The organism is Nocardia sp. NPDC058633 (genome assembly GCF_042717045.1).
Lineage (GTDB): Bacteria > Actinomycetota > Actinomycetes > Mycobacteriales > Mycobacteriaceae > Nocardia.
Window position 1 is genome coordinate 176,602 of the sequence record NZ_JBHXRA010000011.1, and the last position, 26,405, is coordinate 203,006.

A 26,405-nucleotide genomic window follows, 5' to 3' on the forward strand; every position below is an offset into this window, starting at 1 on the left:
CTCTTGCCTCCGACCTGGATTTCTCGAACGTTATGCATCGATATGAAACTTATGGACCAAAGTGACGGCCGTCACAATAGTTCCTCATGCTCGTCGGCATGAGTGATACCACCGCAGCGCGGAAACGCGACCATACCCATTGGCTGTACATCGCGGTGATCCTCGCCGTCGTGGCCGGCGTCGTCGTCGGCCGGGTGGCCCCGGAATTCGGTCAGGCGCTGGCGCCGCTCGGCACAGTATTCGTGAACCTGATCAAGATGATGATCGCACCTGTCATCTTCTGCACGATCGTCCTCGGCATCGGTTCGGTGCGCGCGGCCGCCACGGTCGGCAAGGTCGGTGGCCTGGCCATCGGCTATTTCCTGGTGATGTCGACGGTTGCCCTCGGTATCGGTCTCGTCGTGGGCAATCTCATCGATCCGGGCGAGGGGCTCGATGTCGGCACCACGGGAGCGGGTGCGAAATACGCCGATCAAGCGCACAGCGCGGGCGGCACCTGGGACTTCATCCAGAACATCGTGCCCACCACGCTCGTGTCGTCGCTGACCGCGGGCAGCGTGCTGCAGGCGCTGTTCGTCGCGCTGCTGGTCGGGTTCGCGGTGCAGGCGATGGGCGATGCGGGCGCGCCGATCCTGCGCGCGGTCTCGCTGGCCCAGAAGCTGGTGTTCCGGATCCTGTCGATGATCCTGTGGCTGGCCCCGATCGGCGCGTTCGGCGCGATCGCGAACGTGGTGGGGCGCACCGGCTGGTCGGCGGTGGTGCAGCTGGCGACGCTGATGATCGCGTTCTACCTGACGTGTCTGGTGTTCGTGTTCGGTGTGCTCGGCGTGATCCTGCGGATGGTCTCGGGCGTCTCGATCCTGAAGCTGTGCCGGTATCTGTCGCGCGAGTACCTGCTGATCGTGGCGACCTCGTCGTCGGAGTCGGCGCTACCGCGACTGATCGCGAAGATGGAACACGCGGGGGTGGAACGCACCACCGTGGGTGTCGTTGTGCCGACCGGGTATTCGTTCAATCTCGACGGCACCGCCATCTACCTGACGATGGCCTCGATCTTCATCGCCGACGCCATGGGCAAACCGCTGAGCCTCGGCGAACAGGTCGGCCTGCTGTTGTTCATGATCATCGCGTCCAAGGGTGCCGCGGGCGTCACCGGTGCCGGTCTGGCGACTCTCGCGGGCGGTCTGCAGAGCCATCGCCCCGACCTGCTCGACGGTGTCGGCCTGATCGTCGGTATCGACCGCTTCATGTCGGAAGCCCGTGCGCTGACCAACTTCTCGGGTAACGCCGTGGCCACGCTGCTCATCGGGACCTGGACCAAGACCGTCGACGCGGACCGCACCCGGCTCGTGCTCGATCGTGAACTGCCGTTCGACGAGGAGACGATGGTCGACGGCCACGAGGCGGATCAGCCCGTCGAACTCGCGAAACGTGTGCCGGCGCAGCGGGTCGAGGTGCGGTGAGGCAACCGAAAGGCCCCACGATGAGAAACCGCGGGGCCTTTCGTCGGTCTCGGATGTCACAGGCGAGACCACTTGCCGGGGTTGAGGTGGAACTGCACCAGGGCGTTGGCGTGACCGTGGCCGAGTCCGTGCTCGGACTTCAGCCAGGTGACCAGGGCCGTGTGCCCGGTCGGCTCGGCCGCGTCGAGCAGGGTGAACCACTCGTCGACGGCGCGCCCGTACTTGGTCTCGATGGTGGGGAAGTAGGACGCGGGGCCGTGCGGGGCGTTCGCCATGGTGGTTTCTCCTCGATGGGTGTTCGTTATCGGTGAAGACGGTGCGGTGGGCCGGAATTCATCGCTGGTGTGCTCATGCCGCGACGAGTCGGCCCTGCGTCGTGCTCACGCGGCCTTCGCGCAGCAGCAGCACGCCGGCGAGCGCGACGAGTACGGCGGTGAAGCCGTGGACGCCGAACGCGGTGGCGGTGGAGCCGTGCCAGCTCAGGACGGTGGCCATGTCCCCGAACGGCGTGAGCGAGCTGGCCAGCATGGCGACGCCGAGCGCGAAGCGCTGCTTGGTGGCCAGCAGGCCGAGGATCACCAGGCCGCTCACCACATCTCGGACGCCCTTGAGGTTGAGGAAGGCCACCGCTTCACCCTCGGGCACAGCGGGGAGGCCGAAGCCCGCGGCCGTCGCCTCCGGGACGATCAGGTAGTTGACGCCGACGTAGATGATGAAGACCCCGCCGAGCAGGGAGAGGGCGGTGGCGATGCGCGAGGCGGTCATGAGGTGCTCCTGAATCTTGGTGCTTGCTCTAAAATCTAGCGGCGCTAGGTGTTGGGAGAACAATAACTCGATCCTCGCTATCTTGTCTAGCGTTGCTAGAATTTCGAGCATGAGCACTCAACAGCGCAAGGAACGCGAACGTGCCGAACGGCATCAGCGGATCATCGACACCGCGCGCGAGATGGCCGAAGCGGAAGGCTGGGACGCGGTCACCATCCGCAAACTGGCCGACCGCATCGAATACAGCCAGCCGGTGCTCTACAGCCACTTCGCGAACAAGGCGGCGATCGTCGGCGCCGTCGCCCTCCAAGGCTGCGTCGAGCTCGCCGAACAACTGAACACGGCCAGGGAGGCGGCGTCCACCCACTCCGAGGTGATCGCCAATGTCGCGCGCGCCTACCTGGACTTCGCTACTGCCAACCCGGCCCGATACGACGCCATCTTCCAGCAGAAGACCGACCTGAACTTCGGCCTCGACGCCCCACAACCCCTGCGCGACGCCTTCGCCGGCCTGGAAGCGATGTTCTCCCCCTACGCCACCGGCGACGACCTCGGCGCCCGGACCGAGGTGGCCTGGGCCTCCCTGCACGGCCTGGCCACCCTCGATCGCAACGGCCGCCTACGCCCCGAACTGCGCGAACGACGCATCACCCTGCTGGTGGACGGAACCAGCGAGGTGGCGGCCGATCCGGCCTGAGCCCAGGCTCGCCGCTCGCCACCATCGCGCGTCACGTCGGGCCGGTGCGGGCGCGGTGCTGCCCCCTGCCTACTCGGCCGGTGACCGAGCGCACTTCGACAGGCGCGCCGCTCCGCGTAGGTTGGAGGCAACGACGCAGGTCGGCAGAGCGGCCGAGGGCGAAGGGACGGCGAATGGCGGAAGTCGTAGTAGTGGGGTCGGGGCCGAACGGTCTTGCGGCGGCGGTGATCGCCGCGCGCGCGGGGCTGTCGGTGCGAGTCCTCGAAGCCCATGAGCAGGCGGGCGGCGGATCGCGCACGGCCGAGCTGACGCTGCCCGGTTTCCATCACGACGTGTGCGCCGGTGCGCATCCGATGGCGTTGGCGTCACCGTTCTTTCAGGCGTTCGACCTCGCGGCGCACGGAGTCGAGCTGCTCACCCCGACCGTCTCCTACGCACACCCGCTCGACGGTGGTATCGCCGGATTGGCTTGGCGCAACCTCGAGTCCACCGTCGCCGACCTGGGGCGCGACGGTCGGGCGTGGCGTGCCTTGTTCGCGCCGCTGGTCGAGCACTGGTCCGATGTGGTCGAGCTGGCCATGTCGGATCTGCGGCACCCACCGCTGCGCGTCGGCACCGGCATCACATTCGCGATGCGCCTGCTCGAGCAGGCATCGCCGTTGTCCGACAACCGTTTCAGCGACGATGTGGCGCCCGCGATGTTCAGCGGCGTGGCCGCCCATGCCATCACCTCCCCGCGTGCGTTCCCCGCGGTGGGTGCGGCACTGCTGCTGGGCACCCTCGCGCACGCGGGTGGGTGGGTGATCCCGCGCGGTGGCAGCCAGGCGATCCCGAACGCGATGATCACCGAAATCGAAAGCCTCGGTGGCGAGGTGATCACCGGGCACCGGGTCGACGATTTCGCCGAACTCGCCACCGCGCGCGCGGTGCTGTTCGACACCTCACCCGCCGAGCTGCTGCGTATCGCCGGCGACCGTCTACCATCGCGATACCGCAACAGCCTCGGGCGTTTCCAGTACGGCAACGCCGCCTGCAAGGTCGACTTCGCGCTGTCGGAACCGGTGCCGTGGGCCGCGCCGGGCGCCGACCTGGCCGGCACCCTGCACCTGGTCGGCACCAGGGCCGAAGCCATGCGCGCCGAACATCAGGTGGCCACCGGCGCTTTCGCCGATCGGCCGTACGTCCTGGCCATCCAGCCCGGCGTGGTCGACCCCACCCGGGCTCCGGCGGGTCAGCAGACGTTCTACACCTACGCCCACGTCCCCAACGGAACCGATCGCGATATCAGCGACCAGGTGATCGATCAGGTGGAACGGTTCGCACCCGGTTTTCGCGACGTGATCCTCGCGAAACACGTGCGACCGGCGGCATTCATGCCTGCCCACAACGCCAACTACATCGGCGGTGACATCTCGGCGGGCGCGATGACCACGCGCCAGACCCTGTTCCGGCCGCTCGCGCGGTGGAACCCTTACTCCACACCGATTCCGGGCACCTACCTGTGCTCGTCGTCGACCCCGCCGGGCCCCGGCGTCCACGGCATGTCGGGACTGCACGCGGCGCAACACCTGCTGCGCAACCGATTCGGCATCGTCACCGACCCGCTCGAGCTGTTGCGCGGCGAGGCGCCCGCCTACCGGTAGCGGTCAGCTCGGCTTCATCGGTAGGTCGTTGACCTTGTCGGGTTCGAACACATCGGGCTCGAGATAGATCGTGTACGTGTTCGGCACAGCGGCGCGAACGCGCTCGCCCGCGGCGTCGATGGTTTCGGACACCTCGGTGATATCGAGGTCGGGCCGCAGTGCGATCTCGGCGTTGATCAGTAGATCCTGCGGCCCCAGGTACTGGGTCTGCATCCGGATGACGCCCTCGATGCGCGGATCGGCGAGCAGCGCCGACCGAATCGCGATGTCCTCCTGGATCGTCGCGCCCTCACCGATCAGCAGGCTCTTGGTCTCCACGATCAGAATCAGCGCGTTCACGCCGAGCAGGACACCGATGAGCAGTGTGCCGATGCCGTCCCATACCGGGTTGCCGGTGACCACCGACAAGCTCACGCCCGCCAGCGCGAAGACAAGGCCGATGACGGCGCCCGCGTCTTCGAGCAGCACCACCGGCAGTTCGGGATTGCGGGTGGTGCGGATGAAGTGCCACCACGAGCCCTTGCCCTTCAGCGGCGCCGACTGCTTGCGCGCGGTGCGGAAGCTGGCGGTCTCGAGCACCATCGACACACCGAGAATGCCGATCGCGACCCAGTGCGACTGGATCTGCTCCGGAAACCGGATCTTGTGGATCGCTTCGTTGATCGCGAACAAGCAGCCCATCGTGAACAGCACCAGCGCGACGACAAAGGAATAGAAGTACCGATTGCGCGAGTATCCGAACGGGTGCAGGGTGTCCGGCGGCTGGTGGGAACGGTTGTGCCCGACCAGCAGCAGCGCCTCGTTGCCGGTGTCGGCGACCGAGTGCACCGCCTCGGCCAGCATCGACGACGAGCCGGTGATGTACGCGCCGATGAACTTCGCGACCATGATGCCCGCGTTCGCCCCGAGCGCGGCAAGGATCGCGATCTTGCTGTCTTCACCTTGCTCGGCCATAGTCGAACGCTACCGCCGCCGCCGGGCGGCACTGTCCACCTCGGCGCCGTGTCGCCGGGCCTTGGGTCCTCGTCGATCGCCGAGAACCCCAGGGTCGCTACTTGTCTCGGTAGAGATCCGGCTCGAGGTAGATCAGGCGCGCCGTCGGGACCGCGGCGCGGATCCGCGCCTCGGCCGCGTCGATGGCTCCGGCGATACTGGCGATATCGAGATTCGGTGCGATGGCGACCTTGGCGGCGACCAGCATTTCCTCCGGGCCGATGTACTGGGTCTTGATGTGGATCACCGAGGTGATCTCGGCGCCGTCGACCAGGTTGTCGTGGATGGCACGACCCTGTTCCGGGGTGGCGCCTTCACCGATGAGCAGGCTCTTCATCTCCACGATCAGCACGATCGCGATGATGCCGAGCAGGACGCCGATGGCCAGGGTGCCGATACCGTCGTAGATCGGGTTGTCGGTGACCATGGTCAGGCCCACCGCGCCGAGCGCGAGCACCAGGCCGACCAGTGCGCCGGTGTCCTCGAGCAGCACCACCGGCAGCTCGGGGCTGCGCGAGTTACGGATGAACCGCCACCAGCTCGCATTCCCCTTGAGCGGCCTGGATTCGCGCACCGCGGTGAGGAAGCTGTAGGTCTCCAGGCCGATCGCGATCACGAGGATGACGACCGCGACGATCGGCTGACTCAGCTGCTCGGGATGCTGGATCTTGTGGATGCCTTCGTAGACCGCGTACACCGAGCCGAGGGTGAACAGCACCAGCGCCACGACGAACGAATAGAAATAGCGGTTGCGGCCGTACCCGAACTGGTGCAGCTCGTCGGCGTCCTTGGCGGCGGCACGCTGACCGAACAGCAGCAGGCCCTGATTCGAGGTGTCGGCGACCGAGTGCACTCCCTCGGCCATCATCGACGCCGACCCCGTGATGAACGCGCCGATGAACTTCGCCACCGCGATCCCCGCATTGGCCACCAACGCCGCGACGATCGCCTTCTTGCCACCACCAGCCGACATGCCGGCCCGCCCTTCTGTTCACTGAACACGATTCGCCACAGCCTAATAGGGCACGGGCCCGATCCGCTCGATCAGTCCTTCGGGCCCGCCCGGGGCGAAGGCACGAATCTCGCCTCGTCGGGCAGATCAGCGGCCGTCGCCGACGCAGGCGCTGAACAGCTGCGCGGGGCCGCGCAGCGCGCGGGCTTTGATGTCGGTGTCGGCGGCGGAGATCCAGGCCGCGCTGCCACGTTCGACCACGAGAGTGCGCCCGTTCTCGGTGAGCTCGACCGTGCCCGCGGTGCACAACACGATGCCGGGCCCCGCATCGGCGAGCACCACCGGCTCGTCGTCGGCGCCGAGGTCGAACCGGCACAGGGCGAATTCCGGTGCCGGCGTGCGATATCGGATGCCGCCGTCGCTGCCGGGATCGGGTTCGATCACCGGCAGATCGATCGGTTCGAAGTCGAGGACCCGCAGCAGTTCCGGCACGTCCACGTGCTTGGGCGTGAGCCCGCCACGTAACACGTTGTCGGAGTTGGCCATGATCTCCACGCCGACCCCACGCAGGTAGGCGTGCAGATTGCCGGCCGCGAGGAACAGCGCCTGGCCCGGTTCCAGGGTCAGCCGGTTGAGTAGCAGTGCGGCGAGGACCCCCGCGTCGCCGGGGTAGACCTCGGCCAGTTCGAGCGCGGTGCGCACCTCGGCGGTGAACGCCCGCGCGCCCTTGCCGGACAGATACTGCACACAGCCCTCGAGCACCGTGGGCAGCAGTTTCGACAGCGCGGCGGGCGGCAGGGTGATCCAGGTGGTGAACAGGGTCCGCAGGCCGGCCGAGTCGGGCTGGGCGGCAAGGAGTTCGGCGTAGACATTGAGGCCGGGCACGTCGAGTGCGCGCAACAGGTCCACGGTGCGGTGCGGGTCGCGGAACCCGGCCAACGCCTCGAAACGCTCCAACGCGACAACGAGTTCGGGTTTGTGGCTGTCGTCGCGGTAGTTGCGCAGCGGCGAATCCAGGGCCACGCCGGTGCGGTTCTCGCGTTCGAATCCGACCCGTGCCTGCGCCGAACTGGGGTGCGCCTGCAACGACAGCGGTTCCTCGGCGGCGAGGATCTTCAGCAGGAACGGCAGCCGCGGGCCGAAAGTGTCGGCCACCGCACCCAATTCGTTCACCGGATCGGCGACGAGTACCTCGAGCAGTGAACGTTGGCCCGAGTCGGTCTGCACGTGCGCGGGGTCGGCCGGGTGCGCGCCGAACCAGAGTTCGGCTTCGGGATGGGCCGAGGGCACCGGTCTTCCGCACAGCTGAGCGAGCGCGGTGCGCGACCCCCATGCGTAAGAACGCAGCGCACCCACGAGTTCCTGCACTAGTAGCGTCCCCCGTCGTATCGATCCGGTTCGGGCGCGGTGGCACCGCGTGCACCGGTCAGCTGAAGGTAGGCCGCGGCCATGTCCAGCCGTAGCGCGAGGACCGCGAGCTGCTCGAGTTCGCTGCCGTGTCCGCCCCCCGCGGCGGAGGCTGCAGCGGTCTGTTCGATCGCGGGTACGGCACCCGGATCGGCGAGCTGGGATTGCAGCACGTCGACATCGGCGTGCACCAGGTCGGCCTCGACCAAGCCGCCACCCGCGCCGTCGAAGACCGCCAGCTTGCGCCGTGCGGCGGCCTGATCGGGGTGCACGCTCAAGGCAAGCACCCGCACCCGCTCGACCGGAGCAGGTCCGTCGAGCTCCTCGTCGTGGAACAGCGGATCGAAGCCGGGTGCGGAACCGGCGGTCGCCTGCGACAGGCGCCCGATCGAGGCCACCGCGTCGGACAGATCAGCGGCCGAAGCGAGCCTGCCCGCTGATTGCAGCAGTACCTCGGCACCGTGCGCCGCCAGCTCGACGGCGGCGGGCGAGTCGCCCGCGAGGACGATGCCGACCCCGTGCATGCGGGCGGCGAGAGTCTTCGCGGGATTGCGGAAGACCTCCGTGTGCGGGCCGTCGCGCAGCGCCTCGGCGTCGAGCATGTCGGCCAGCCCGGTGAGGTCGGGGGTCGCCGGACCGCTGCGCTGGGCGTCGACACCGCGCAACACCGCGATCCCGACGGCCAGGAAACGCAGCAGCCGATTGTGGTCGAGAACGGGCACCCTCGGTTCGAGCACGATCGCGCGACCGGCGGCGACCGCGCGCAAGGGACCCTCGTTGGGCGCCGCGATCACCACCTCCGCACTGCGGCGCAGGGCACGGTCGACGGCGTCGATGAGCCGCGGATCGCCCGCGTCGTCACCGGCCACCAGGACCACGTCCAGCGGCCCGACCCACGGCGGCAGCGAGGTGACGGACACGATCGGCAGCCCGGCCCGGTCGCCGAGCGTGGCGACGAGCAGCCCGGCCGCGCGCGCGGCGCGACCCGAACCGGTGACCACCACCAGGCTGCGCGGGCGCAGGTCGGCGAGCCGTTCGATGAGTGAGGTCTCGGCGACCGCGGCGGCGGTGGCCCGCACCTGGGCGCCGCCCGAGGCAGCCGAGCGCAGGGCGCCGCCGGTGTCGGCCGCCGCCAGCGACTCGGCGTCGTCGAGGTCGAATACCGGTGTTCCAGCGATCATCGCCGAATCCACCTCCCCTCATCGCGCTGTGTCGTCTGTGACTCCACTATTGCAGCCGGGCACCGGCAATGCTCGTAATCCGCCGTCGCCGAATACCGGGCATGTGATTGCACTGCTACTGGTTTCATCTTCCCAGTCAGGCGCGGACGATGCTCAGGATCTCGGTCACGAGTGCGTTTACATCGTCGTGCGATCCGGCCTCGACATTGAGTCGCAGTAGCGGTTCGGTGTTCGATGCGCGCAGGTTGAACCAGGCGTGGCCGCCCAGATCGACCGTGACGCCGTCCATGCGGTCCACCGACTCGGTGCGGTCGGCGAACGCGGCGAGCACGGCGGCGGTGCGGTCGGCGGCGTCGGCGACGGTCGAGTTGATCTCGCCCGAGGCGGCGTACACGTCGTAGGCGGCCATCAGATCCGAGACCGGGCGATCGCCCTCACCGAGCGCGGCCAGCACGTGCAGCGCCGCCAGCATGCCCGAATCGGCACCCCAGAAATCGCGGAAGTAGTAGTGCGCGGAATGCTCGCCACCGAACACCGCGCCGGTCGAGGCCATCTCCTGCTTGATGAACGAGTGTCCGACCCTGGTGCGCACCGGCTTGCCGCCCAGCTCCTCGACCAGCTCGGGCACCGCGCGCGAGGTGATCAGGTTGTGGATCACCGTGGCGCCCGGCTCCTTGGCCAACTCACGCTGCGCCACGATGGCCGTGATCGCCGAGGGGGAGACCGGTTCGCCGCGCTCGTCGACGACGAAGCAGCGGTCGGCGTCGCCGTCGAAGGCCAGGCCGATGTCGGCGCCGCTGGAGCGCACCAGCGCCTGCAGGTCGACGAGGTTCTTCGGATCGAGCGGGTTGGCCTCGTGGTTGGGGAACGAGCCGTCGAGTTCGAAGTACAGCGGCACGATCGTGATCGGGCCGAGGGTCCCGAGGACGGCGGGGACGGTGTGGCCACCCATGCCGTTGCCCGCGTCGACCGCGATGGTGAGCGGACGGATCTCGTCGAGATCGACGAGGCCGCGCAGGAAGCTCGCGTAGTCGGCGAGCAGATCGGTGTCGGTCGCGGTGCCCGCCGCGCCGTCGTAGGCAGGCACGCCCTCGATGACCTCGGCGGCGATGGTCGCCAGCCCGGTGTCCTGGCCGACGGGCAGCGCGTTCGCGCGGCACAGTTTGATGCCGTTGTACCGGGCCGGGTTGTGGCTGGCGGTGAACATGGCGCCGGGGCAGCCGAGCTTGCCCGAGGCGAAGTAGAGCTGGTCGGTGGAGGCGAGGCCGATGTGCACCACATCCAGGCCCTGGGCCCGCACACCCTGCGCGAACGCGGCGGAGAGGGCGGGGGAGGATTCGCGCATGTCGTGGCCGATCACCACGCGCTGGGCGCCTTCGGCGCGCATCAGGCGAGCGAAGGAAGCACCGACATCGCTGACGAACGCCTCGTCGATCTGCTCGCCCACCACCCCGCGGACGTCATAAGCCTTGATCACGGCATTCACGAGTTCGCCAGAGCGCGCGAGGGTCGTCATAGCTGTCAGCCTATCCGCCGCTTCGCGACTTCGGCCGTACAGGTCCGGTAGCCCGAATGTTTTCGGTCGGTCCCGCGCGGACAGGGACTGGGCCGGGAGGTGGTCGGGGCGTTACCGGTGGTCGCGCGAGATCGGTTACGGATCCGGCAGGACCCGGAGGTGGCCGCGGCGGCCGGTGCGCGCGGTGCGCGCGGCGGCGGGGGCGTTGTCGCGGTAGCCCGGCTGGTCGGCGTCGGCGGGGCGGCGGCGTAGGCCGGCTTCGCGGACCGCTTCGGCCAGGGCTGTCAGGTCGTCGTCGTCCGGGGTGCTCGAGGAGAAGCCGCCTTCGTGGCGGACCAGTTCCCAACCCTTGGGCGCGGTGATACGGCAGGCGTGGGTTTCGCAGAGATCCCAGGAATGCGGTTCGGCGACGGTGGCCAGGGGTCCGACGACGGCGGTCGAGTCGGAGTACACATACGTCAGCGTCGCTACAGCCGGGTTCTTGCAGCCGGGTCGGCAGCAACGACGCATAGGGATCACGACGTCGAGATTAGCCCTCCACACCCCAAAAGTGGATACGGACACGCCCTAAATGGGCGCTGTCGCGTAGCGTTCGTCGGTTTTTGCGCGCACGGCCGCAGCGAACGCGGAGGTAGGCCTATTCGGGTTCGGGATCGATCAGGTCGGGGTCGACGCCGAGGTAGGTCGCGATCTGCTGGACGAGGACCTCGCGCAGCAACTCGACCAGATCGTCGGGATCGGCGGCACGCAGTTCCAGTGGCTTGCGGAACAGCACCACCCTGGCGCGGGTGGCGGCACCGTGGCGGTCGACGCCCGCGGGGATGAGCCGCGACAGCGGCACCGGCCCGTCGGCGACGACCTCGTCCGGCCAGGTGACCGAATCAGGATGCAGCGGGCGGATTTTCGGTACATCGTCGACGGCGATATCGAGCTTGGTGAGGCGATCGTGCCAGCGGGTGTCCAGTGGGGCGAACGCCTCGAGCACGAGCCGATCGAATTTCTGGCCCCTGGTGCGCCAGGCGGGCACCGTCGGCGGAAGCATGGGGCCACGAACTCCGCGGCCGCGGCGGGTCACCGAACGAGCGGTGGGTGCCGGGGAATGACGCCGGGAACGTGCCATGGGTCTTTCACCTCTCTCGCCTGCACCGCGTGGACAAAGGGCGTTCGCCCGGAGACACCGACGTACTGCGCCTGCGTGGCTCCGGGCCAGGCCTGGAGAGAGTCTACTTTCGAACAGTCACTTAACCGATTCCGCGCTTCAACCTGCGACGCTCTCGTTCCGAGAGACCGCCCCAGATGCCGAAGCGTTCATCATGTGCCAGTGCGTATTCCAAGCACTGATCACGTACTTCACAGCCCAAGCAGATTCGCTTGGCCTCACGCGTCGAGCCGCCCTTCTCGGGGAAGAACGCCTCGGGGTCGGTCTGAGCGCAGAGGGCACGTTCCTGCCACTGCTCTTCGATCGACTCGAACATTTCGTCGAAGCCCGTAACGACCAGACTCAGCCGGGGAGCCGCGACTTCGCTTACCACGTCCGGTTCCTGCCAGCTCATGTCAGCGCAGACAGCGTGAGCTGCGCCTGCTGTGGAATCGGTCGGCGAGACCAGATTTTCGGTCATCGTTCCGCCTCCTCACTATGTGTTAGCGCAGAATGATTCTTTCCGTCGGATCAGATGCAACCCCGACGGCCCAACACCGCGACGTAGTCTCGCGGGCTTCCCCGAGCCTGCCTTCCGAGGAGTTGGAACCGTCTCGCAACCCCGCCCTTGCGCCAAATCCTCGCGCAGTGGCCTTTTCAGGCGAGTTGGAACCTTCTCGCAAACGCCCCCGCGCTATGCCCTCTCGCGGTGACCGGAATGACATGTCTGTGATTAGACACGCCGCACTCGCCGGTGGTCAACCCGCCGTCACCCTTCCGTTACACTCCGCACCCGCCTTTCGTGTTGATCTTGTTATGTGCTGTGGCAAATGATCAGCAACTTCGCTGGAATTCGTCCCGAGCCGAACCGGCAACCATCGCGCACCTGATGTCGCTCCGGCCGCGCGCAGGCTGAGGATCGCCGACGCGTCCGCGCTCATTAGGCTGTGACCCTGTGACTGCACAACGCGCGGTGCGCGAGCCCAAGATCGCCGTTCTCGTCGGCGGCGTCGGCGGTGCCCGGTTCCTCCAAGGCATCCGGCAGCTGCTGCCCGAAGCAGACATCTCGGCCATCGTCAACGTCGGCGACGACGTCTGGATGCACGGCCTTCGTATCTGTCCCGACCTTGACACCTGCATGTACACCCTCGGTGGTGGCATAGACACCGAGCGTGGCTGGGGCCACGCCGACGAAACCTGGCATGCGAAAGAGGAGTTGGCGAAATACAACGCCCAGCCCGATTGGTTCGGCCTGGGCGATCGCGATATCGCCACCCATCTCATTCGCACCGAAATGCTGCGCGCCGGATATCCGCTGTCGGCGGTCACCGAAGCGCTGTGTAATCGATGGCAACCGGGCGTGAAGTTGATCCCCGCTACCGACGACCGCTGCGAAACCCATGTCGTGGTCAGCGATCCCGACAATGCTGGCGAACGTCGCGCGATCCACTTCCAGGAATGGTGGGTGCGGTATCGCGCGGCGCTCCCGACTCACGGATTTGCCTCGATCGGCGCCGAGCAAGCATCTCCAGCGCCGAATGTGACCGAAATCATAGAGGCCGCGGACGCCGTGTTGCTGGCCCCCTCGAACCCGGTGGTGAGCATCGGCGCGATCCTCGCCGTGCCCGGAATTCGGGGCGCGTTGCGCACCAGCGCGGCCAAGGTGATCGGGCTCTCGCCGGTGATCGACGGAAAGCCGTTGCGCGGCATGGCCGATGAGTGCCTCACGGCGATCGGTGTCGAGTCCACCGCGGAGGCGATCGGCCGTCACTACGGCGCGCGCTCGGCCACCGGCATCCTCGACGGATGGCTGGTGCACTCCACCGACTCCGCCGAGGTTCCTGGTGTCGAGGTGCGCAGCGTGCCGCTGTTGATGAGCGATCCCGAGGCGACCGCCGAAATGGCGCGCGCCGCACTGGAATTGGCGGGAGTCAAGGCATGAGTGCGCAGGAGCCGGCCTCGAACGGGTCCGACAGCGGCAGCGTCGGGGCCTTGCCCGACCACGCCGCCGACGAGCTGCGGATCCTGCCGGTGACAGGACTGCCGGAGTTCCGGCCGGGTGACGACATCGCCGAACACCTTGCGGCACAAGCGCCGTGGCTCGCCGACGGTGACATCGTCGTGGTCACCAGCAAGATCGTGTCGAAGGTCGAAGGGCGCATCGTCGTCGCGCCGATCGACCCCGAGCAGCGCGACACCGCACGCCGCAAGCTCGTCGAGGACGAAGCCGTTCGGGTGCTCGCGCGCAAGGGGCGCACCCTCATCACCGAGAACCGGCTCGGGATCGTGCAGGCGGCCTCCGGTGTCGACGGCTCCAATGTGGCCGAGGGCGAATTGGTGCTGCTGCCCGTCGATCCCGACGGCAGCGCGAAATCCCTGCGCACCGCGCTCGCTCGGCGACTCGGCGTCGACGTGGCCGTCGTCGTCACCGACACCATGGGCAGGGCCTGGCGCAACGGGCAGATCGACGCGGCCATCGGCTCGGCCGGGCTGCGGGTGCTGCACGACTACGACGGCGCCGTCGACGGGCAGGGCAACGAACTGCACGTCACCCAGGTGGCCGTCGCCGACGAACTCGCCGCGGCCGCCGACCTGGTCAAGGGCAAGCTCGGCGGTGTCCCGGTGGCGGTGGTACGCGGGCTGAGCACCGACGACGACGGGTCGACCGCGGCAGCGCTGCTGCGCGGTGGTGTCGACGACCTGTTCTGGCTCGGCACCGCCGAGGCGATCGAGAAGGGCCGCAAAGAGGCTGTGCCGCTGCGCCGTTCGGTGCGCGCGTTCGCCGACGAGCCGGTGGATCCGGAACGGATCCGGGCCGCCGTGGCGGTCGGCCTCACCGCGCCCGCGCCGCACCACACCCGCCCGGTGCGCTTCGTCTGGTTGCGCACGGCGGCCCTGCGAGCGCGGTTGCTCGAGGCCATGGCCGAGAAGTGGAGCGCCGACCTCACCGCCGACGGCCTCGCCCCCGACCGGGTGCGGCGCCGAATCGCGCGCGGTCGCATCCTTTTCGACGCGCCGGAGGTGATCATCCCGTTCTGTGTGCCCGACGGCGCGCACGACTATCCCGACGCGCGCCGCCAGGCCGCCGAACAGACGATGTTCACGGTGGCCGTCGGCGCGGCGGTGCAGGGCCTGCTGGTCGCCCTGGCCGCCGACGGGCTGGGCAGCTGCTGGATCGGCTCGACCATCTTCGCGCCCGAGATCGTGCGCGAGGTCCTCGAACTCGACGAGGACTGGATGCCGTTGGGCGCCATCGCGATCGGCCGACCCCTGCACGAGTCTGCCCCGCGCGGAGTCGGCTCGGCCGGTGCCGGGCTGGTGGAACTGTGAGCGCGGAATCGCTGCACGCCTCGGCGACCGAACTGCTCACCGAGTGGGAGCCGGCCACGGGCTCGGATCGCTCACTGCGCGAAGCGATTCTGGCATTTCTCGGCTCGGCGCCTTTGGGCTGTCTGCGTGAGCACGCTCCCGGCCACATCACCGCCTCGGCGATCGTGCTGTCCCACGATCGCCGCGACATCCTGCTCACGCTGCATCCGCGCGTCGGTCGCTGGATCCAGCTGGGTGGTCATTGCGAACCGGACGACAAGACCGTGCAGGACGCGGCGCTCCGCGAGGCGGTGGAGGAATCGGGCATCCCTGATCTGCACCTCACGCCCGGTCTCTACGGCGCCCAGGCGCACCCGATCACCTGCTCGCTCGGGGTGCCGACGCGCCATCTCGACCTGCTGTTCGAGATCGTCGCGCCGCCCGGCGCGGCACCCGTTCGCAGTGCCGAATCGACCGATCTGCGGTGGTGGCCGGTCGACGGGCTACCGGTCGGCGCCGACGTTCTCTTGCGGTCAGAGGGGCCAAGTCAAGCCCCCTGAAAAGGTCTCTGACCTGTAACGACGACGGCCGTGTCCCCCGTGGGACACGGCCGTTCTCGTCGGTACGGCAACATCTGCTTTACAAATTGGCGAATTTGTCTAGACAGCGGACAGTTCGGGCTCTATCGTCTGTGACAGAGAGTTACGCACATCACAGGTGTGAGATGTGCCTCGGGATGGAGACGATGATGTCGACCGATACCAACGCGTCCGAGCAGCGGGTCGCGCCGCCGCAGTGGCGAGATTCCAAACGTTATTTGTGGCTGTGGGGCCTGTTCGCCCCGACCGGCCTGTTCACAATCGCGATCCCCCTGATCTGGGGCCTCAATCAACTGGGCTGGCATCGCCTCGCCGAAGTCCCGTTCTGGCTCGGGCCGGTACTGGTCTATCTGGTGATCCCGCTGGCCGACCTGTTCTTCGGCCCGGACGGCGACAACCCGCCCGACGAGGTGATGGAGTACCTGGAAAACGACAAGTACTACCGCTACCTCACCTACCTGTACCTGCCGTTCCAGTACGCGTCGCTGATCTTCGCCTGCTACATCATCACCGCGCCGAACCTGCACTGGCTTGGCTTCCCTGGCGGCGCCAACGTGGTCGACAAGATCGGTATCGCGATCAGCGTGGGCATGATCGGCGGCATCGGCATCAACACCGCCCACGAGCTCGGCCACAAGAAGGTCGAACTCGAGCGCTGGCTCGCCCGCATCGCGTTGGCGCAGTCGTTCTACGGGCACTTCTACATCGAGCACAACCGGGGCCACCACGTGCGCGTGGCCACACCGGAGGACCCCGCGAGTTCGCGGATCGGCGAATCCTTCTGGGCCTTCTGGCCGCGCACCGTCTGGGGGAGTCTGCGCTCGGCCTGGCACCTCGAGAAGGAACGTCTCGGCCGCCTCGGCAAGAGCCCGTGGACGATGCGCAACGACGTGCTCAACGCCTGGGCCATGTCGGTGGTGTTGTGGCTCGGATTGACCGTCGCGTTCGGGATCGAGGTGCTGCCGTACCTGGTGCTGCAAGCGGTGATCGGGTTCAGTCTGCTCGAGTCGGTGAACTACCTCGAGCACTACGGCCTGGTCCGGCAGAAGACCGCCAGCGGACGCTACGAGCGCCCGGCGCCGGCGCACAGCTGGAACAGCGACCACATCGTCACCAATATCTTCCTCTACCACCTGCAGCGGCACAGCGACCATCACGCCTATCCCACCCGGCGCTACCAGACGCTGCGCAGCTGGGACGGCGCACCGAACCTGCCCAGCGGTTACGCCAGCATGATCCTGCTGGGCTACTTCCCGCCGATCTGGCGCAAGGTGATGGACAAGCGAGTGCTGGCGCACTACGGCGGCGATGTCACGCTCGCCAATATCGAACCCAAGCGCCGAGCGAAGGTGCTGGAAAAGTACGGAACCGAGGACCAGTCGTGAGTGCTTACAAATGTCCGGTATGTGATTTCGTCTTCGACGAAGTCAAAGGCGCGCCACGCGAGGGATTTCCGCCTGGCACACTGTGGTCTGCCGTTCCCGACGACTGGTGCTGTCCGGACTGCGGGGTGCGGGAGAAGATCGACTTCGAGGTGGTAGGAGTGTCGCAGTGACCGAGTACAAGCTCTACCAGTGTGTCCAGTGCGGTTTCGAATACGACGAAGCCGAGGGCTGGCCCGACGACGGCATCGCCCCCGGCACGCGCTGGGACGACATCGCCGACGACTGGACCTGCCCGGACTGCGGCGCCCGTAAGTCCGACTTCTTCATGGTCGAGATCGAACGTTCGTGAGCGTCGCGGGCACTCCGCGCGCCGGTTCGCGCATCCCGTACCAGGAGGCCGCGCGCGAACTGCTGCGCAATTCGGTCCTGGACGGGATGCGCGAACTGCTCACCGAGCGTGACTGGTCCAAGGTCACCCTCGGTGACGTCGCGGCCAGAGCGGGGGTGAGCAGGCAGACGCTCTACAACGAGTTCGGCTCGCGCTCCGGGCTCTCCCAGGCCTACGCGTTGCGGCTGGCCGACGACCTCGTCGACCATGTGCGCGAGGCGCTCGACGCCAATGTCGGCGACGCGCGTGCCTCGATCCGAGTGGGAATGGCCGGGTTCTTCCTCTCCGCCGCGGGCGACCCGCTGGTGCGCTCGCTGCTGAGCGGGGAGATGAAGCCGGACCTGTTGCGATTGATCACCCTCGACGCGGCCCCGCTGCTCGAGCACGCCACCGCGCGACTGACCCAGGTTTTCATGCACAGCTGGGTGAACGCGATCGAAGCGGAGGCCGATCTGCTGGCGCACGCGCTGGTGCGCATCGCGCTGAGCTATATCCCGAATCCGCCGGTGCCCCAGCGCGATGCTCCCGCCGAGATGAGCGCCCTGCTCACCCCGTATGTCGAAGCAATCGTGCAGGTACGGGGCGTGCGTGCCCCATCCGGTGAAGTAGATCACTGAGACATGTCATGAGCTCTGATTCGCTCTTGTGTAACCATCACCACGTTTGACGCGCTGCCGCTGTGTAACGCGCCTACGGTCTGTCAGTATTCACATCGGTCGGCGATTGGTCTTTTTTACTGCGGAGCTGGTGTGCAAACGGTTGGCAAACCGGGAGGTTTTCGTGATCCCAAACGGTATCTATGGGCTCTAGGGCTGATCGCCCCGGCGTGCGCGCTGTTGCCCTCCCAGCTGGTGTTCCATACCAAGGCTGAAGTGTTCTGGTGGATCGGACCTGTCATCGTCCTGATCGCCATCCCCGTGCTGGACTGGATCGTCGGAGAAGACGGCAACAATCCCCGTGACGAGGACTACGCGGCGCTCTCCGCCGATCGGTACTACCGGTGGTGCACCTACCTGTTCCTGCCGATCCAGTTGATCAGCCTCGGCGTGGCCTGCTTCATGTGGACAAGTCCCGAACTGGCGCTCGTCGACAAGCTCGGACTGGCGGCCACGGTCGGCTTCGTCAGCGGCATCGGCATCAACGCCGCCCACGAGCTCGGCCACCGGGTGGAGAGTGCTGAGAAATTGCTGTCGAAGGTGGCGCTCGCCCAGTCCGGGTACGGGCACTTCTTCGTCGAGCACAATCGCGGACACCACGCACGCGTCGCCACACCGGAGGATCCGGCCAGTGCGCGACTCGGCGAATCACTGTGGGAGTTCTTGCCGCGCAGCGTGATCGGCGGGTTCAGGTCGGCGTTGCAACTCGAGCGCGCACGTCTGCAGCGCCAAGGTCGCGGCTGGTGGAGCCCCGAAAACAACATCCTGCAGGCCTGGGCGATGACGGCGGTGCTGTTCGGTTCGCTGATGCTGGTGTTCGGGCCGTCGATCCTGCCGTGGCTGGTGGTCCAAGCCGTGATCGGCTTCGGACTGCTCGAGACCGTCAACTACGTCGAGCACTACGGACTGCTGCGCGCCCGCAAGCCCAACGGCCGCTACGAACGGTGCTCCCCGCGCGACAGCTGGAACTCCGATCGCCTGGTCACCAACATCTTCCTGTTCCATCTGCAGCGGCACAGCGACCACCACGCCAATCCGGGGCGCCGCTATCAGACCCTGCGCAGCACCGAGGAAGCGCCGCAACTGCCCGCCGGGTACGCCACGATGATCGTGCTGGCCGCCGTCCCACCGCTGTGGCGTGCGGTGATGGACCATCGAGTCGCCGCTCACTACGGCGGCGATCTGCGCCTGGCCAACGTCGTACCCGACAAGCCGCGACGGTTGCTGGCCCGATACCGCGCCGCGGCCTGAACCCCACCTCGACGGAGGAGGGGAACTCGCGCGGTCCCAGACGGTAACCTAGCCACCGTGACGACCTCAGAACTCCCCGCGCGTACCGAGCTCACCCCCGACGTCCGCAACGGCATCGACTACAAGGTGGCAGACCTCTCGCTGGCCGAATTCGGCCGCAAGGAGATCCGCCTCGCCGAGCACGAGATGCCGGGCCTGATGGCGCTGCGTCGTGAATACCACGACGTCCAGCCGCTGAAGGGCGCGCGAATCTCCGGATCGCTGCACATGACGGTGCAGACCGCCGTCCTCATCGAAACCCTCGTTGCTCTCGGCGCCGACGTGCGCTGGGCCTCCTGCAACATCTTCTCCACCCAGGACCACGCCGCCGCCGCCATCGTGGTCGGCCCGAACGGCACCGCCGACGAGCCCAAGGGCATCCCCGTGTTCGCCTGGAAGGGCGAGACGCTGGAGGAGTACTGGTGGGCCGCCGAGCAGATGCTCACCTGGCCGAACGAACCGGCCAACATGATCCTCGACGACGGTGGCGACGCGACCATGCTCGTGCTGCGCGGCGCGCAGTTCGAGAAGGCCGGTGTGGTCCCGCCCGCCGACGCCGACCACTCCGCCGAGTACACGGTGTTCCTCGACCTGCTGCGCGAGAGCCTCGAGGCCGACAAGACCAAGTGGAGCACCATCGCCGAGTCGGTCAAGGGCGTCACCGAGGAGACCACCACCGGCGTGCTGCGCCTGTACCAGTTCGCCGCCGCGGGTGAGCTGGTGTTCCCGGCGATCAACGTCAACGACTCGGTCACCAAGTCCAAGTTCGACAACAAGTACGGCACCCGCCACTCGCTGATCGACGGCATCAACCGCGGCACCGATGTGCTCATCGGCGGCAAGAAGGTGCTGATCTGCGGTTACGGCGACGTCGGCAAGGGCTGCGCGGAGTCGCTGGCCGGCCAGGGCGCGCGCGTGCAGGTCACCGAGATCGACCCGATCAACGCGCTGCAGGCGCTGATGGACGGCTACGACGTGGTCACCGTCGAGCAGGCGATCGGCGACGCCGACATCGTCATCACCTCGACCGGCAACAAGGACATCATCACCCTCGACCACATGAAGGCGATGAAGGATCACTCGATCCTGGGCAACATCGGCCACTTCGACAACGAGATCGACATCGCGGCGCTTGAGCGTTCGGGCGCGACCCGGATCAACATCAAGCCGCAGGTCGACGAGTGGACCTTCCAGGAGTCCGGCAAGGCGATCATCCTGCTGTCGGAGGGCCGTCTGCTCAACCTCGGCAACGCGACCGGCCACCCCTCGTTCGTGATGTCGAACAGCTTCTCCAACCAGGTCATCGCGCAGGTCGAGCTGTGGACCAAGCCGCAGGAGTACGACAACGAGGTCTACCGCCTGCCCAAGCACCTCGACGAGAAGGTCGCCAAGATTCACGTCGAAGCCCTCGGCGGCACCCTGACCAAGCTCACCAAGGATCAGGCCGAGTACATCAACGTGGACGTGGAAGGCCCGTACAAGCCGGACCACTACCGCTACTGATCGACGACAACGGTGGCCCGTCGAACCAACCGGTCGACGGGCCACCGGCATGTTCGGTGTCGGCTAGCCGATGATCAGGCCCGTGCAGAAGATGTTGTGTTCGCTGCTGATGCCCAGCAGCGAGCACATCACCGAGTTGAAGGCCTCCGACGACCCCGTGTCGGCGCCGGCGGTCGGGCCGGCGGTCTGTGCGGACGCGGTGCCGCCTGTGAGGGCCGCGGCGGCGGTGACGGCCAGCGCGGCGATGGTGGTGCGAACGATCGTTTTCATGGCGGTATTCTCTTCGGCCGCCCGGGTTCGGACCAGACGGCAATTCCGGGGTGGCCGACAGGTAACCTGCTGCGCATGGGCGTACTGATGGCGGTCGAGGGGCTCGATGGTGCCGGTAAACGGACTTTGATCGACGGGCTGATCGCCGAACTGTCCGGAAAAGGGTTGCGGGCGGACAGTCTGGCCTTTCCGCAGTACGGGCATTCGATCCATGCCGATCTGGCGGCGGAAGCGCTGCGTGGCGGCAATGGTGACCTGGCCGGGTCGATCAACGGCATGGCGATCATGTTCGCCCTCGATCGGGCCGCCGCGCGCGCGGAACTGGCGGACCTGTTGGGTGGCAACGACATCGTGATCCTCGACCGCTGGGTGGCCTCCAACGCCGCCTATTCGGCCGCGCGCGCCGAGCAGGACGCGGATGGCGAAATGGTGTCGTGGGTGGGCGATCTGGAGTTCGGCAGGCTCGAATTGCCCGCCCCGGATCTCACCGTGTTGCTCGACGTTCCCACCGAGGTTGCCGCCGAACGTGCCCGTCGCCGTGGCGAACTCGACGACGCCCGCGCCCTCGACGCCTACGAACGGGACGGCGGTCTGCAGCAGCGCACCGGCGAGGTCTATCGTGAACTCGCCGACCGCGACTGGTTCGGCCGGTGGTGGACATACCGATCCGATGACGATAGGCCAGCGCTACTCAGCCTCTGTACGGAAATCTTTTCCGGATAAGGTTGGATACGCGACGGGTTCGCACCATTAATGGCGTGGCGGCCCGATCCTGGCCTGGGAGATGACAACATAGGACTATGAAGCCCAAGATTCTGGTCGTCGACGACGATATGGCGCTCGCTGAGATGCTGACCATCGTCTTGCGCGGGGAAGGGTTCGACCCGCACGTGGTCGGCGACGGCACACAGGCCCTGTCGGCCGTGCGGGAGATCCGCCCCGACCTCGTTCTGTTGGACCTGATGCTGCCCGGCATGAACGGCATCGACGTATGCCGTGTGCTGCGGGCCGATTCCGGCGTTCCGATCGTCATGCTCACCGCCAAGACCGACACGGTCGATGTGGTCCTCGGCCTGGAGTCCGGCGCCGACGACTACATCGTCAAACCCTTCAAACCGAAGGAACTCGTCGCCCGCGTGCGCGCGCGCCTGCGCCGCACCGAGGACGAGCCCGCCGAGCTGCTCTCGATCGCCGACATCGTCATCGACGTGCCCGCGCACAAGGTGACTCGCGGCCCCGGACAGATCTCGCTCACCCCACTGGAGTTCGACCTGCTGGTCGCACTCGCGCGCAAACCACGTCAGGTGTTCACCCGCGAGGTACTGCTCGAACAGGTGTGGGGCTACCGGCACGCCGCCGACACCCGTCTGGTGAACGTGCACGTCCAGCGGCTGCGCGCCAAAGTCGAGAAGGATCCGGAGAACCCGGAGATCGTGTTGACCGTTCGCGGTGTCGGGTACAAGGCCGGACCGCCGTGATCGGTCACTGCGGGGCGCCGCTGTGACCACTGGTCCAGTGGCGCAGCTGCGGCGTTGGGCGACCCCGATCATGGTCTGGTTCCAGGCCGTCGGGACCGCGCTGGGCCACCTGTGGCGCCGGTCGCTGCAGCTGCGGGTCATCGTGTCGACGTTGACCCTGTCGCTCATCGTGATCACCATCCTCGGGGTGGTGCTGACCGGTCAGATCACCGATCGGCTCCTCGAAGCCAAGATCAACGCGGCTGTCGAGGAGATGGTGCGCGCCCGCAGCACGATCGAGAACAAGATGTCCGGCATCCAAACCGGCAACAGCCAGGAGCAGCAACTGGCCGACGCGCGTGCTGCGCTGTCGAGCCGTGGCGGCACCGGTCAGTCCAGTGGCGCCGCGGGCAGTTTCACCTCGGCGCTGGCGATGGTCGGTGGTACCCCGCCGCACGAGATCCCGGCGGGACCACTCGGGGAGGTGCCCCAGGAACTGCGCCGGTTCGTCCAGCGCAACCAGGTCTCCTACCAGTTCACCACCGTCGCCGACCCCGACGGCTACCGAGGGCGCGCACTGGTCATCGGCAGCCCGAGCGCCGAGGTCGCCACCCTCGAGATCTACCTCATCTTCCCGCTGGCCAGCGAGGAATCGAGCCTGTCGCTGATGCGCGGCACGATGCTCATCGGTGGTGTGGTGCTGCTGGTGTTGCTCGCCGCGATCACCGCCCTGGTCACCAGGCAGGTTGTGCTGCCGATCCGGTCGGCGGCGCGGATCGCGGGCCGATTCGCCGACGGCCGACTCAAAGAACGCATGCTGGTGCGCGGCGAGGACGACATGGCGCGGCTGGCACAGGCGTTCAACGAGATGGCCGAGAGTCTGTCGAACCAGATCACCCAGCTCGAGGAATTCGGCAATCTGCAGCGCCGTTTCACCTCCGATGTCAGCCACGAACTGCGCACCCCGCTCACCACCGTGCGCATGGCCGCCGACCTCATCCACGGCTCCAGCGACGATCTCGACCCGGCGCTGGCGCGCAGTTCCGAACTGCTCGTCAACGAGCTCGACCGGTTCGAGGGCCTGCTCAACGACCTGCTCGAGATCTCCCGCCACGACGCCGGGGTGGCCGAACTACAGATCGAATCGCTGGATGTGCGGATGTGCGCGCGAGCCGCGATCTCCACGGTGCGCCATCTGGCCCGCGATGCCGAGATCGAGGTGGTGATCGACCTGCCCGAGGAGCCGGTGGTCGCCGAGGTCGACCCGCGCCGCGTCGAGCGTGTGCTGCGCAACCTGCTCGCCAACGCCATCGATCACTCCGAGGGCAAGCCGGTGCTGATCCGCATGCGCGGTGACGCCGAGGCCAATGCCGTCGCGACAGTGGTGCGCGATCAGGGCGTCGGGCTGCGGCCGGGCGAGGAGAAGCTGGTGTTCAACCGGTTCTGGCGCTCGGATCCGTCGCGTGTTCGACGCTCCGGCGGTACCGGATTGGGCTTGTCGATCAGTGTCGAGGACGCGAATCTGCACGAGGGCAGACTCGAAGCGTGGGGCGATCCGGGTGTCGGCGCGAGCTTCCGGTTGCTGCTGCCGATGGTGCGCGGCCGCAAGCTCGGGCAGAGCCCGCTGGCCCTGGAACCGATGCTGCGCAAGGTCCCCGCGCTGCCGGAGATCGAGCCCCCCGAGCCGACGATCATCGAAGCCGATCCCGCCGATCCCGCCGAACCCGCCGAGTCGAGCGGGGTCGAGGCGACGGAAGCCGACTCCTCGGTTGTCGACCCGACGGTTGTCGAAGCGGGGGCCGACGAACCGCACCACGCCGACCCGTCGGCGGAGGAACCCGAAGTCGATCCGCCGCCGACCGGCGCGCATCCGGAGACCAACGGCCGCAGCGCCGAAGTCGACCGCGACGATTCGATGCCCACCGAGACCAGAGACAGGAAGTCATGACCAGTGCGCGTGGTGATCGTCGGGATCGGCACGGCGGCGCACTGGTCGCGGCGGTGCTCGCCGCGCTGATGGTGCTCACCGGCTGCGCCAGCCTGCCGGAGTCCTCCGCGCCCCAGGCGCTCGGCACGATCAACCGCGCCCCCACCTCGGAAGGGCCGACCCCGCCGATCTCCGGCCGCGACCCCGACCTGTTGCTGGGCGACTTCCTCACCGCCAGCGCCGACCCCACCGACCGGCACGCCGCGGCCCGCCAGTACATGGCGCCCGAGACGGCGGGCAGCTGGAACGACGAGGCGAGTACCACCGTTGTCGACGACCGCCCCGACATGCTGCGCGAGTCGCGCACGGCCGACAAGGCCAGCTATGTGTTGCGCGCCCGCAAGGTCGGTGAGCTCGCTCGTGACGGCGGCTACCGCGCCACCGAGGGCACCATCGAGAACAAGATCGAGATGAGCAAGATCAACGGCGAGTGGCGGATCACCGATCTGCCGCCGGGCGTCGTGATGGACAACGACGCTTTCGTCAAGTCCTACAACCGCTACGTTCTGCACTACATCGACCCCGGCAATTCGCTGCTCGTCCCGGATCCGCGCTGGATCTCGGCGCCGCGCGCGCAGGTCACCGAGCGCCTGATCGGCATGCTCGCCGAAGGTCCGCAATCGGCGATCGCTCCGGTGGTGCGAAACCAGTTGGCGCAACCGGTCTCGCTGCGCGGTCCGATCACCAAGGCCAACAACGAACCGGGTGATGTCGGCATCGGCATCGGCGGGGTGCGCATCGACTTCGCCGGGGTCGGCGGACTCGGCCAACGCGAGCGCGAACTCCTCGCCGCGCAGGTGGTGCTCACCCTGTCCGACGCCGACATCCTCGGCCCGTACGTACTGCTCGCCGACGGCAAACCGCTCGACGACCGCTACGCGGCCAACGGGTGGTCGATGGCCGACGTCGACCAGTACAGCGCGTCGGCGCCCGGCCAGAACCGGATCGGCCTGCACGCGCTGCGCAACGGCACCCTGGTTCAGGTCACTCCGGACGGGATCGTCACGCCGAGCGGTTCGTTCGGCGAGGCGACCAACCTGCAGTCGGTCGGTATCTCGGCCGACGGCCAGTTCGTCGCCGCGGTCGCCGACGCGGGTAAACCGGAGCCCGAAACCGCCCACACCCTGCTCATCGGCAACTACGGCGCCAAGGCGTTCGCGGTCGCCGAGGGCGCGAGCATCGCGCGCCCGTCGTGGACCAGCGACGGCGGCGCCGCCTGGACGGTGATCGATGGTGAGCGGGTCATCCGGGCGGTGACCGATCGCGCCACCGGCAACGTCTCCACCGAGGACGTCGACACCACGGCCCTGTTCGAAGGCGCGGGCGCTCCGCGCGCCCCGATCAGCGAGGTGGCGATCTCGCGCACCGGCGTACGGGCGGCGCTGATCGCCGACGGCAAGGTCTACGTCGCGGTGGTCGAACGGCGCCGGGACGGCAAGTACGCCCTGACCTCCCCGCTGCCGGTGGCGCTGGGCTTGAGCTCGCGGGCGGTCTCGCTGAGCTGGATCACCGGTGACACCGTCATGGTGGCTCGCGAAGGCAATGTGGATCCGGTCTTCACCGTCTCCATCGACGGTTCCCAGTTCACCGCCGTGACCTCGCAGAACCTCACCCCGCCGGTACGGGTGGTGACGGCGGCCCCGGCCACGCAGTACGTGGCCGATTCCCGTGCCGTCCTGCAGCTGCAGACCGCCGATCCCACCCGCAACGACCGTTTCTGGCGAGAGGTACCCGGATTGACCGGAGATCAGGTTGTGCCGGTGCTGCCCAGCTGAGTGTGTCGGTGCCCGCTGCCATGCTTGCTCG

General features: G+C 67.6%; 27 protein-coding genes. 16 read left to right on the forward strand and 11 right to left on the reverse strand.

The features are described from left to right. Nucleotides 1-98 precede the first annotated feature (98 nt). Nucleotides 99-1,463, forward strand: coding sequence for a cation:dicarboxylate symporter family transporter (locus tag ACFWUR_RS16850; RefSeq protein WP_378907849.1), 1,365 nt, complete (start codon nt 99-101; stop codon nt 1,461-1,463). 56 nt (nt 1,464-1,519) lie between these two features. Here the strand turns inward: ACFWUR_RS16850 and ACFWUR_RS16855 are convergent, their stop codons facing one another. Further along, nucleotides 1,520-1,738, reverse strand: coding sequence for a DUF4287 domain-containing protein (locus ACFWUR_RS16855; protein ID WP_378907851.1), 219 nt, complete (start codon nt 1,736-1,738; stop codon nt 1,520-1,522). A 73-nt stretch (nt 1,739-1,811) separates the two neighbouring features. Beyond that, entirely contained in the window at nt 1,812-2,228 is a 417-nt protein-coding gene (locus ACFWUR_RS16860; RefSeq protein ID WP_378907853.1) for a DUF4267 domain-containing protein, read from the reverse strand. Between the two features lie 109 nt (nt 2,229-2,337). Between ACFWUR_RS16860 and ACFWUR_RS16865 the strand changes: the two genes are divergently transcribed. Further along, entirely contained in the window at nt 2,338-2,925 is a 588-nt protein-coding gene (locus tag ACFWUR_RS16865) for a TetR/AcrR family transcriptional regulator (protein WP_378907856.1), read from the forward strand. Between the two features lie 173 nt (nt 2,926-3,098). Further along, nucleotides 3,099-4,568, forward strand: a complete 1,470-nt coding sequence (locus ACFWUR_RS16870; RefSeq protein WP_378907858.1) for a phytoene desaturase family protein — start codon at nt 3,099-3,101, stop codon at nt 4,566-4,568. 3 nt (nt 4,569-4,571) lie between these two features. On the opposite strand, the gene ACFWUR_RS16875 is transcribed toward ACFWUR_RS16870, so the two are convergent. The 8 genes from ACFWUR_RS16875 to ACFWUR_RS16910 form a co-directional block, all read right to left on the reverse strand. Then, nucleotides 4,572-5,522: a cation diffusion facilitator family transporter gene (locus tag ACFWUR_RS16875; protein ID WP_378907860.1), complete on the reverse strand. Its 951-nt coding sequence runs from the start codon at nt 5,520-5,522 to the stop codon at nt 4,572-4,574. Nucleotides 5,523-5,619: 97 nt separating this feature from the next. Continuing rightward, on the reverse strand, nt 5,620-6,534 hold the full coding sequence (locus tag ACFWUR_RS16880; protein WP_378907863.1) for a cation diffusion facilitator family transporter: 915 nt from the start codon (nt 6,532-6,534) through the stop codon (nt 5,620-5,622). Nucleotides 6,535-6,660: 126 nt separating this feature from the next. Continuing rightward, complete coding sequence (manA, locus tag ACFWUR_RS16885) at nt 6,661-7,881, reverse strand: mannose-6-phosphate isomerase, class I (protein ID WP_378907865.1); 1,221 nt, start codon at nt 7,879-7,881, stop codon at nt 6,661-6,663. After that, on the reverse strand, nt 7,881-9,101 hold the full coding sequence (locus ACFWUR_RS16890) for a tobH protein (RefSeq protein WP_378907867.1): 1,221 nt from the start codon (nt 9,099-9,101) through the stop codon (nt 7,881-7,883). The genes manA and ACFWUR_RS16890 overlap by 1 nt, the downstream gene beginning before the upstream one ends. Before the next feature lie 136 nt (nt 9,102-9,237). Beyond that, the gene (locus ACFWUR_RS16895) at nt 9,238-10,617 is read right to left on the reverse strand and encodes a phosphomannomutase/phosphoglucomutase (protein ID WP_378907870.1); all 1,380 of its coding nucleotides are present in this window, start codon (nt 10,615-10,617) and stop codon (nt 9,238-9,240) included. Nucleotides 10,618-10,752: 135 nt separating this feature from the next. After that, the gene (locus ACFWUR_RS16900) at nt 10,753-11,127 is read right to left on the reverse strand and encodes a DUF3499 domain-containing protein (protein WP_378908017.1); all 375 of its coding nucleotides are present in this window, start codon (nt 11,125-11,127) and stop codon (nt 10,753-10,755) included. Between the two features lie 127 nt (nt 11,128-11,254). Continuing rightward, nucleotides 11,255-11,737, reverse strand: coding sequence for a metallopeptidase family protein (locus ACFWUR_RS16905; protein ID WP_194826429.1), 483 nt, complete (start codon nt 11,735-11,737; stop codon nt 11,255-11,257). 121 nt (nt 11,738-11,858) lie between these two features. Beyond that, a complete protein-coding gene (locus ACFWUR_RS16910) occupies nt 11,859-12,092 on the reverse strand; it encodes a WhiB family transcriptional regulator (RefSeq protein ID WP_133733920.1) in 234 nt (77 codons plus the stop codon). Nucleotides 12,093-12,710: 618 nt separating this feature from the next. Between ACFWUR_RS16910 and cofD the strand changes: the two genes are divergently transcribed. The 9 genes from cofD (at nt 12,711) to ahcY (ending at nt 20,885) form a co-directional block, all read left to right on the forward strand. Then, a complete protein-coding gene (gene cofD / locus ACFWUR_RS16915) occupies nt 12,711-13,697 on the forward strand; it encodes a 2-phospho-L-lactate transferase (RefSeq protein WP_378907871.1) in 987 nt (328 codons plus the stop codon). Next, nucleotides 13,694-15,085 (forward strand): coenzyme F420-0:L-glutamate ligase, encoded by a 1,392-nt coding sequence (locus ACFWUR_RS16920; protein WP_378907874.1) that lies wholly within the window; start codon nt 13,694-13,696, stop codon nt 15,083-15,085. Before cofD ends, ACFWUR_RS16920 begins: the two co-directional genes overlap by 4 nt. Next, on the forward strand, nt 15,082-15,624 hold the full coding sequence (locus tag ACFWUR_RS16925; RefSeq protein ID WP_378907876.1) for an NUDIX hydrolase: 543 nt from the start codon (nt 15,082-15,084) through the stop codon (nt 15,622-15,624). The genes ACFWUR_RS16920 and ACFWUR_RS16925 overlap by 4 nt, the downstream gene beginning before the upstream one ends. A 185-nt stretch (nt 15,625-15,809) precedes the next feature. Further along, a complete protein-coding gene (locus ACFWUR_RS16930; protein WP_378907877.1) occupies nt 15,810-17,048 on the forward strand; it encodes an alkane 1-monooxygenase in 1,239 nt (412 codons plus the stop codon). Beyond that, on the forward strand, nt 17,045-17,218 hold the full coding sequence (locus ACFWUR_RS16935) for a rubredoxin (RefSeq protein WP_378907880.1): 174 nt from the start codon (nt 17,045-17,047) through the stop codon (nt 17,216-17,218). The genes ACFWUR_RS16930 and ACFWUR_RS16935 overlap by 4 nt, the downstream gene beginning before the upstream one ends. Next, a complete protein-coding gene (locus ACFWUR_RS16940; protein ID WP_056813067.1) occupies nt 17,215-17,397 on the forward strand; it encodes a rubredoxin in 183 nt (60 codons plus the stop codon). The genes ACFWUR_RS16935 and ACFWUR_RS16940 overlap by 4 nt, the downstream gene beginning before the upstream one ends. Continuing rightward, nucleotides 17,394-18,053, forward strand: a complete 660-nt coding sequence (locus ACFWUR_RS16945) for a TetR family transcriptional regulator (protein ID WP_378907882.1) — start codon at nt 17,394-17,396, stop codon at nt 18,051-18,053. The genes ACFWUR_RS16940 and ACFWUR_RS16945 overlap by 4 nt, the downstream gene beginning before the upstream one ends. A gap of 195 nt (nt 18,054-18,248) precedes the next feature. Further along, on the forward strand, nt 18,249-19,343 hold the full coding sequence (locus ACFWUR_RS16950; RefSeq protein ID WP_378908019.1) for an alkane 1-monooxygenase: 1,095 nt from the start codon (nt 18,249-18,251) through the stop codon (nt 19,341-19,343). Nucleotides 19,344-19,400: 57 nt separating this feature from the next. Continuing rightward, the gene (ahcY, locus tag ACFWUR_RS16955) at nt 19,401-20,885 is read left to right on the forward strand and encodes an adenosylhomocysteinase (RefSeq protein ID WP_378907884.1); all 1,485 of its coding nucleotides are present in this window, start codon (nt 19,401-19,403) and stop codon (nt 20,883-20,885) included. 63 nt (nt 20,886-20,948) lie between these two features. On the opposite strand, the gene ACFWUR_RS16960 is transcribed toward ahcY, so the two are convergent. Further along, nucleotides 20,949-21,155, reverse strand: coding sequence for a hypothetical protein (locus ACFWUR_RS16960; protein ID WP_378907885.1), 207 nt, complete (start codon nt 21,153-21,155; stop codon nt 20,949-20,951). Nucleotides 21,156-21,230: 75 nt separating this feature from the next. Between ACFWUR_RS16960 and ACFWUR_RS16965 the strand changes: the two genes are divergently transcribed. From ACFWUR_RS16965 to lpqB, 4 genes are all read left to right on the forward strand, one after another. Further along, a complete protein-coding gene (locus ACFWUR_RS16965; protein WP_378907887.1) occupies nt 21,231-21,878 on the forward strand; it encodes a dTMP kinase in 648 nt (215 codons plus the stop codon). 77 nt (nt 21,879-21,955) lie between these two features. Next, complete coding sequence (gene mtrA, locus ACFWUR_RS16970; RefSeq protein WP_056813049.1) at nt 21,956-22,633, forward strand: MtrAB system response regulator MtrA; 678 nt, start codon at nt 21,956-21,958, stop codon at nt 22,631-22,633. Between the two features lie 70 nt (nt 22,634-22,703). Continuing rightward, entirely contained in the window at nt 22,704-24,560 is a 1,857-nt protein-coding gene (gene mtrB / locus ACFWUR_RS16975; RefSeq protein ID WP_378908021.1) for an MtrAB system histidine kinase MtrB, read from the forward strand. Beyond that, on the forward strand, nt 24,557-26,374 hold the full coding sequence (gene lpqB, locus ACFWUR_RS16980) for an MtrAB system accessory lipoprotein LpqB (RefSeq protein ID WP_378907888.1): 1,818 nt from the start codon (nt 24,557-24,559) through the stop codon (nt 26,372-26,374). Before mtrB ends, lpqB begins: the two co-directional genes overlap by 4 nt. Nucleotides 26,375-26,405: the final 31 nt, after the last annotated feature.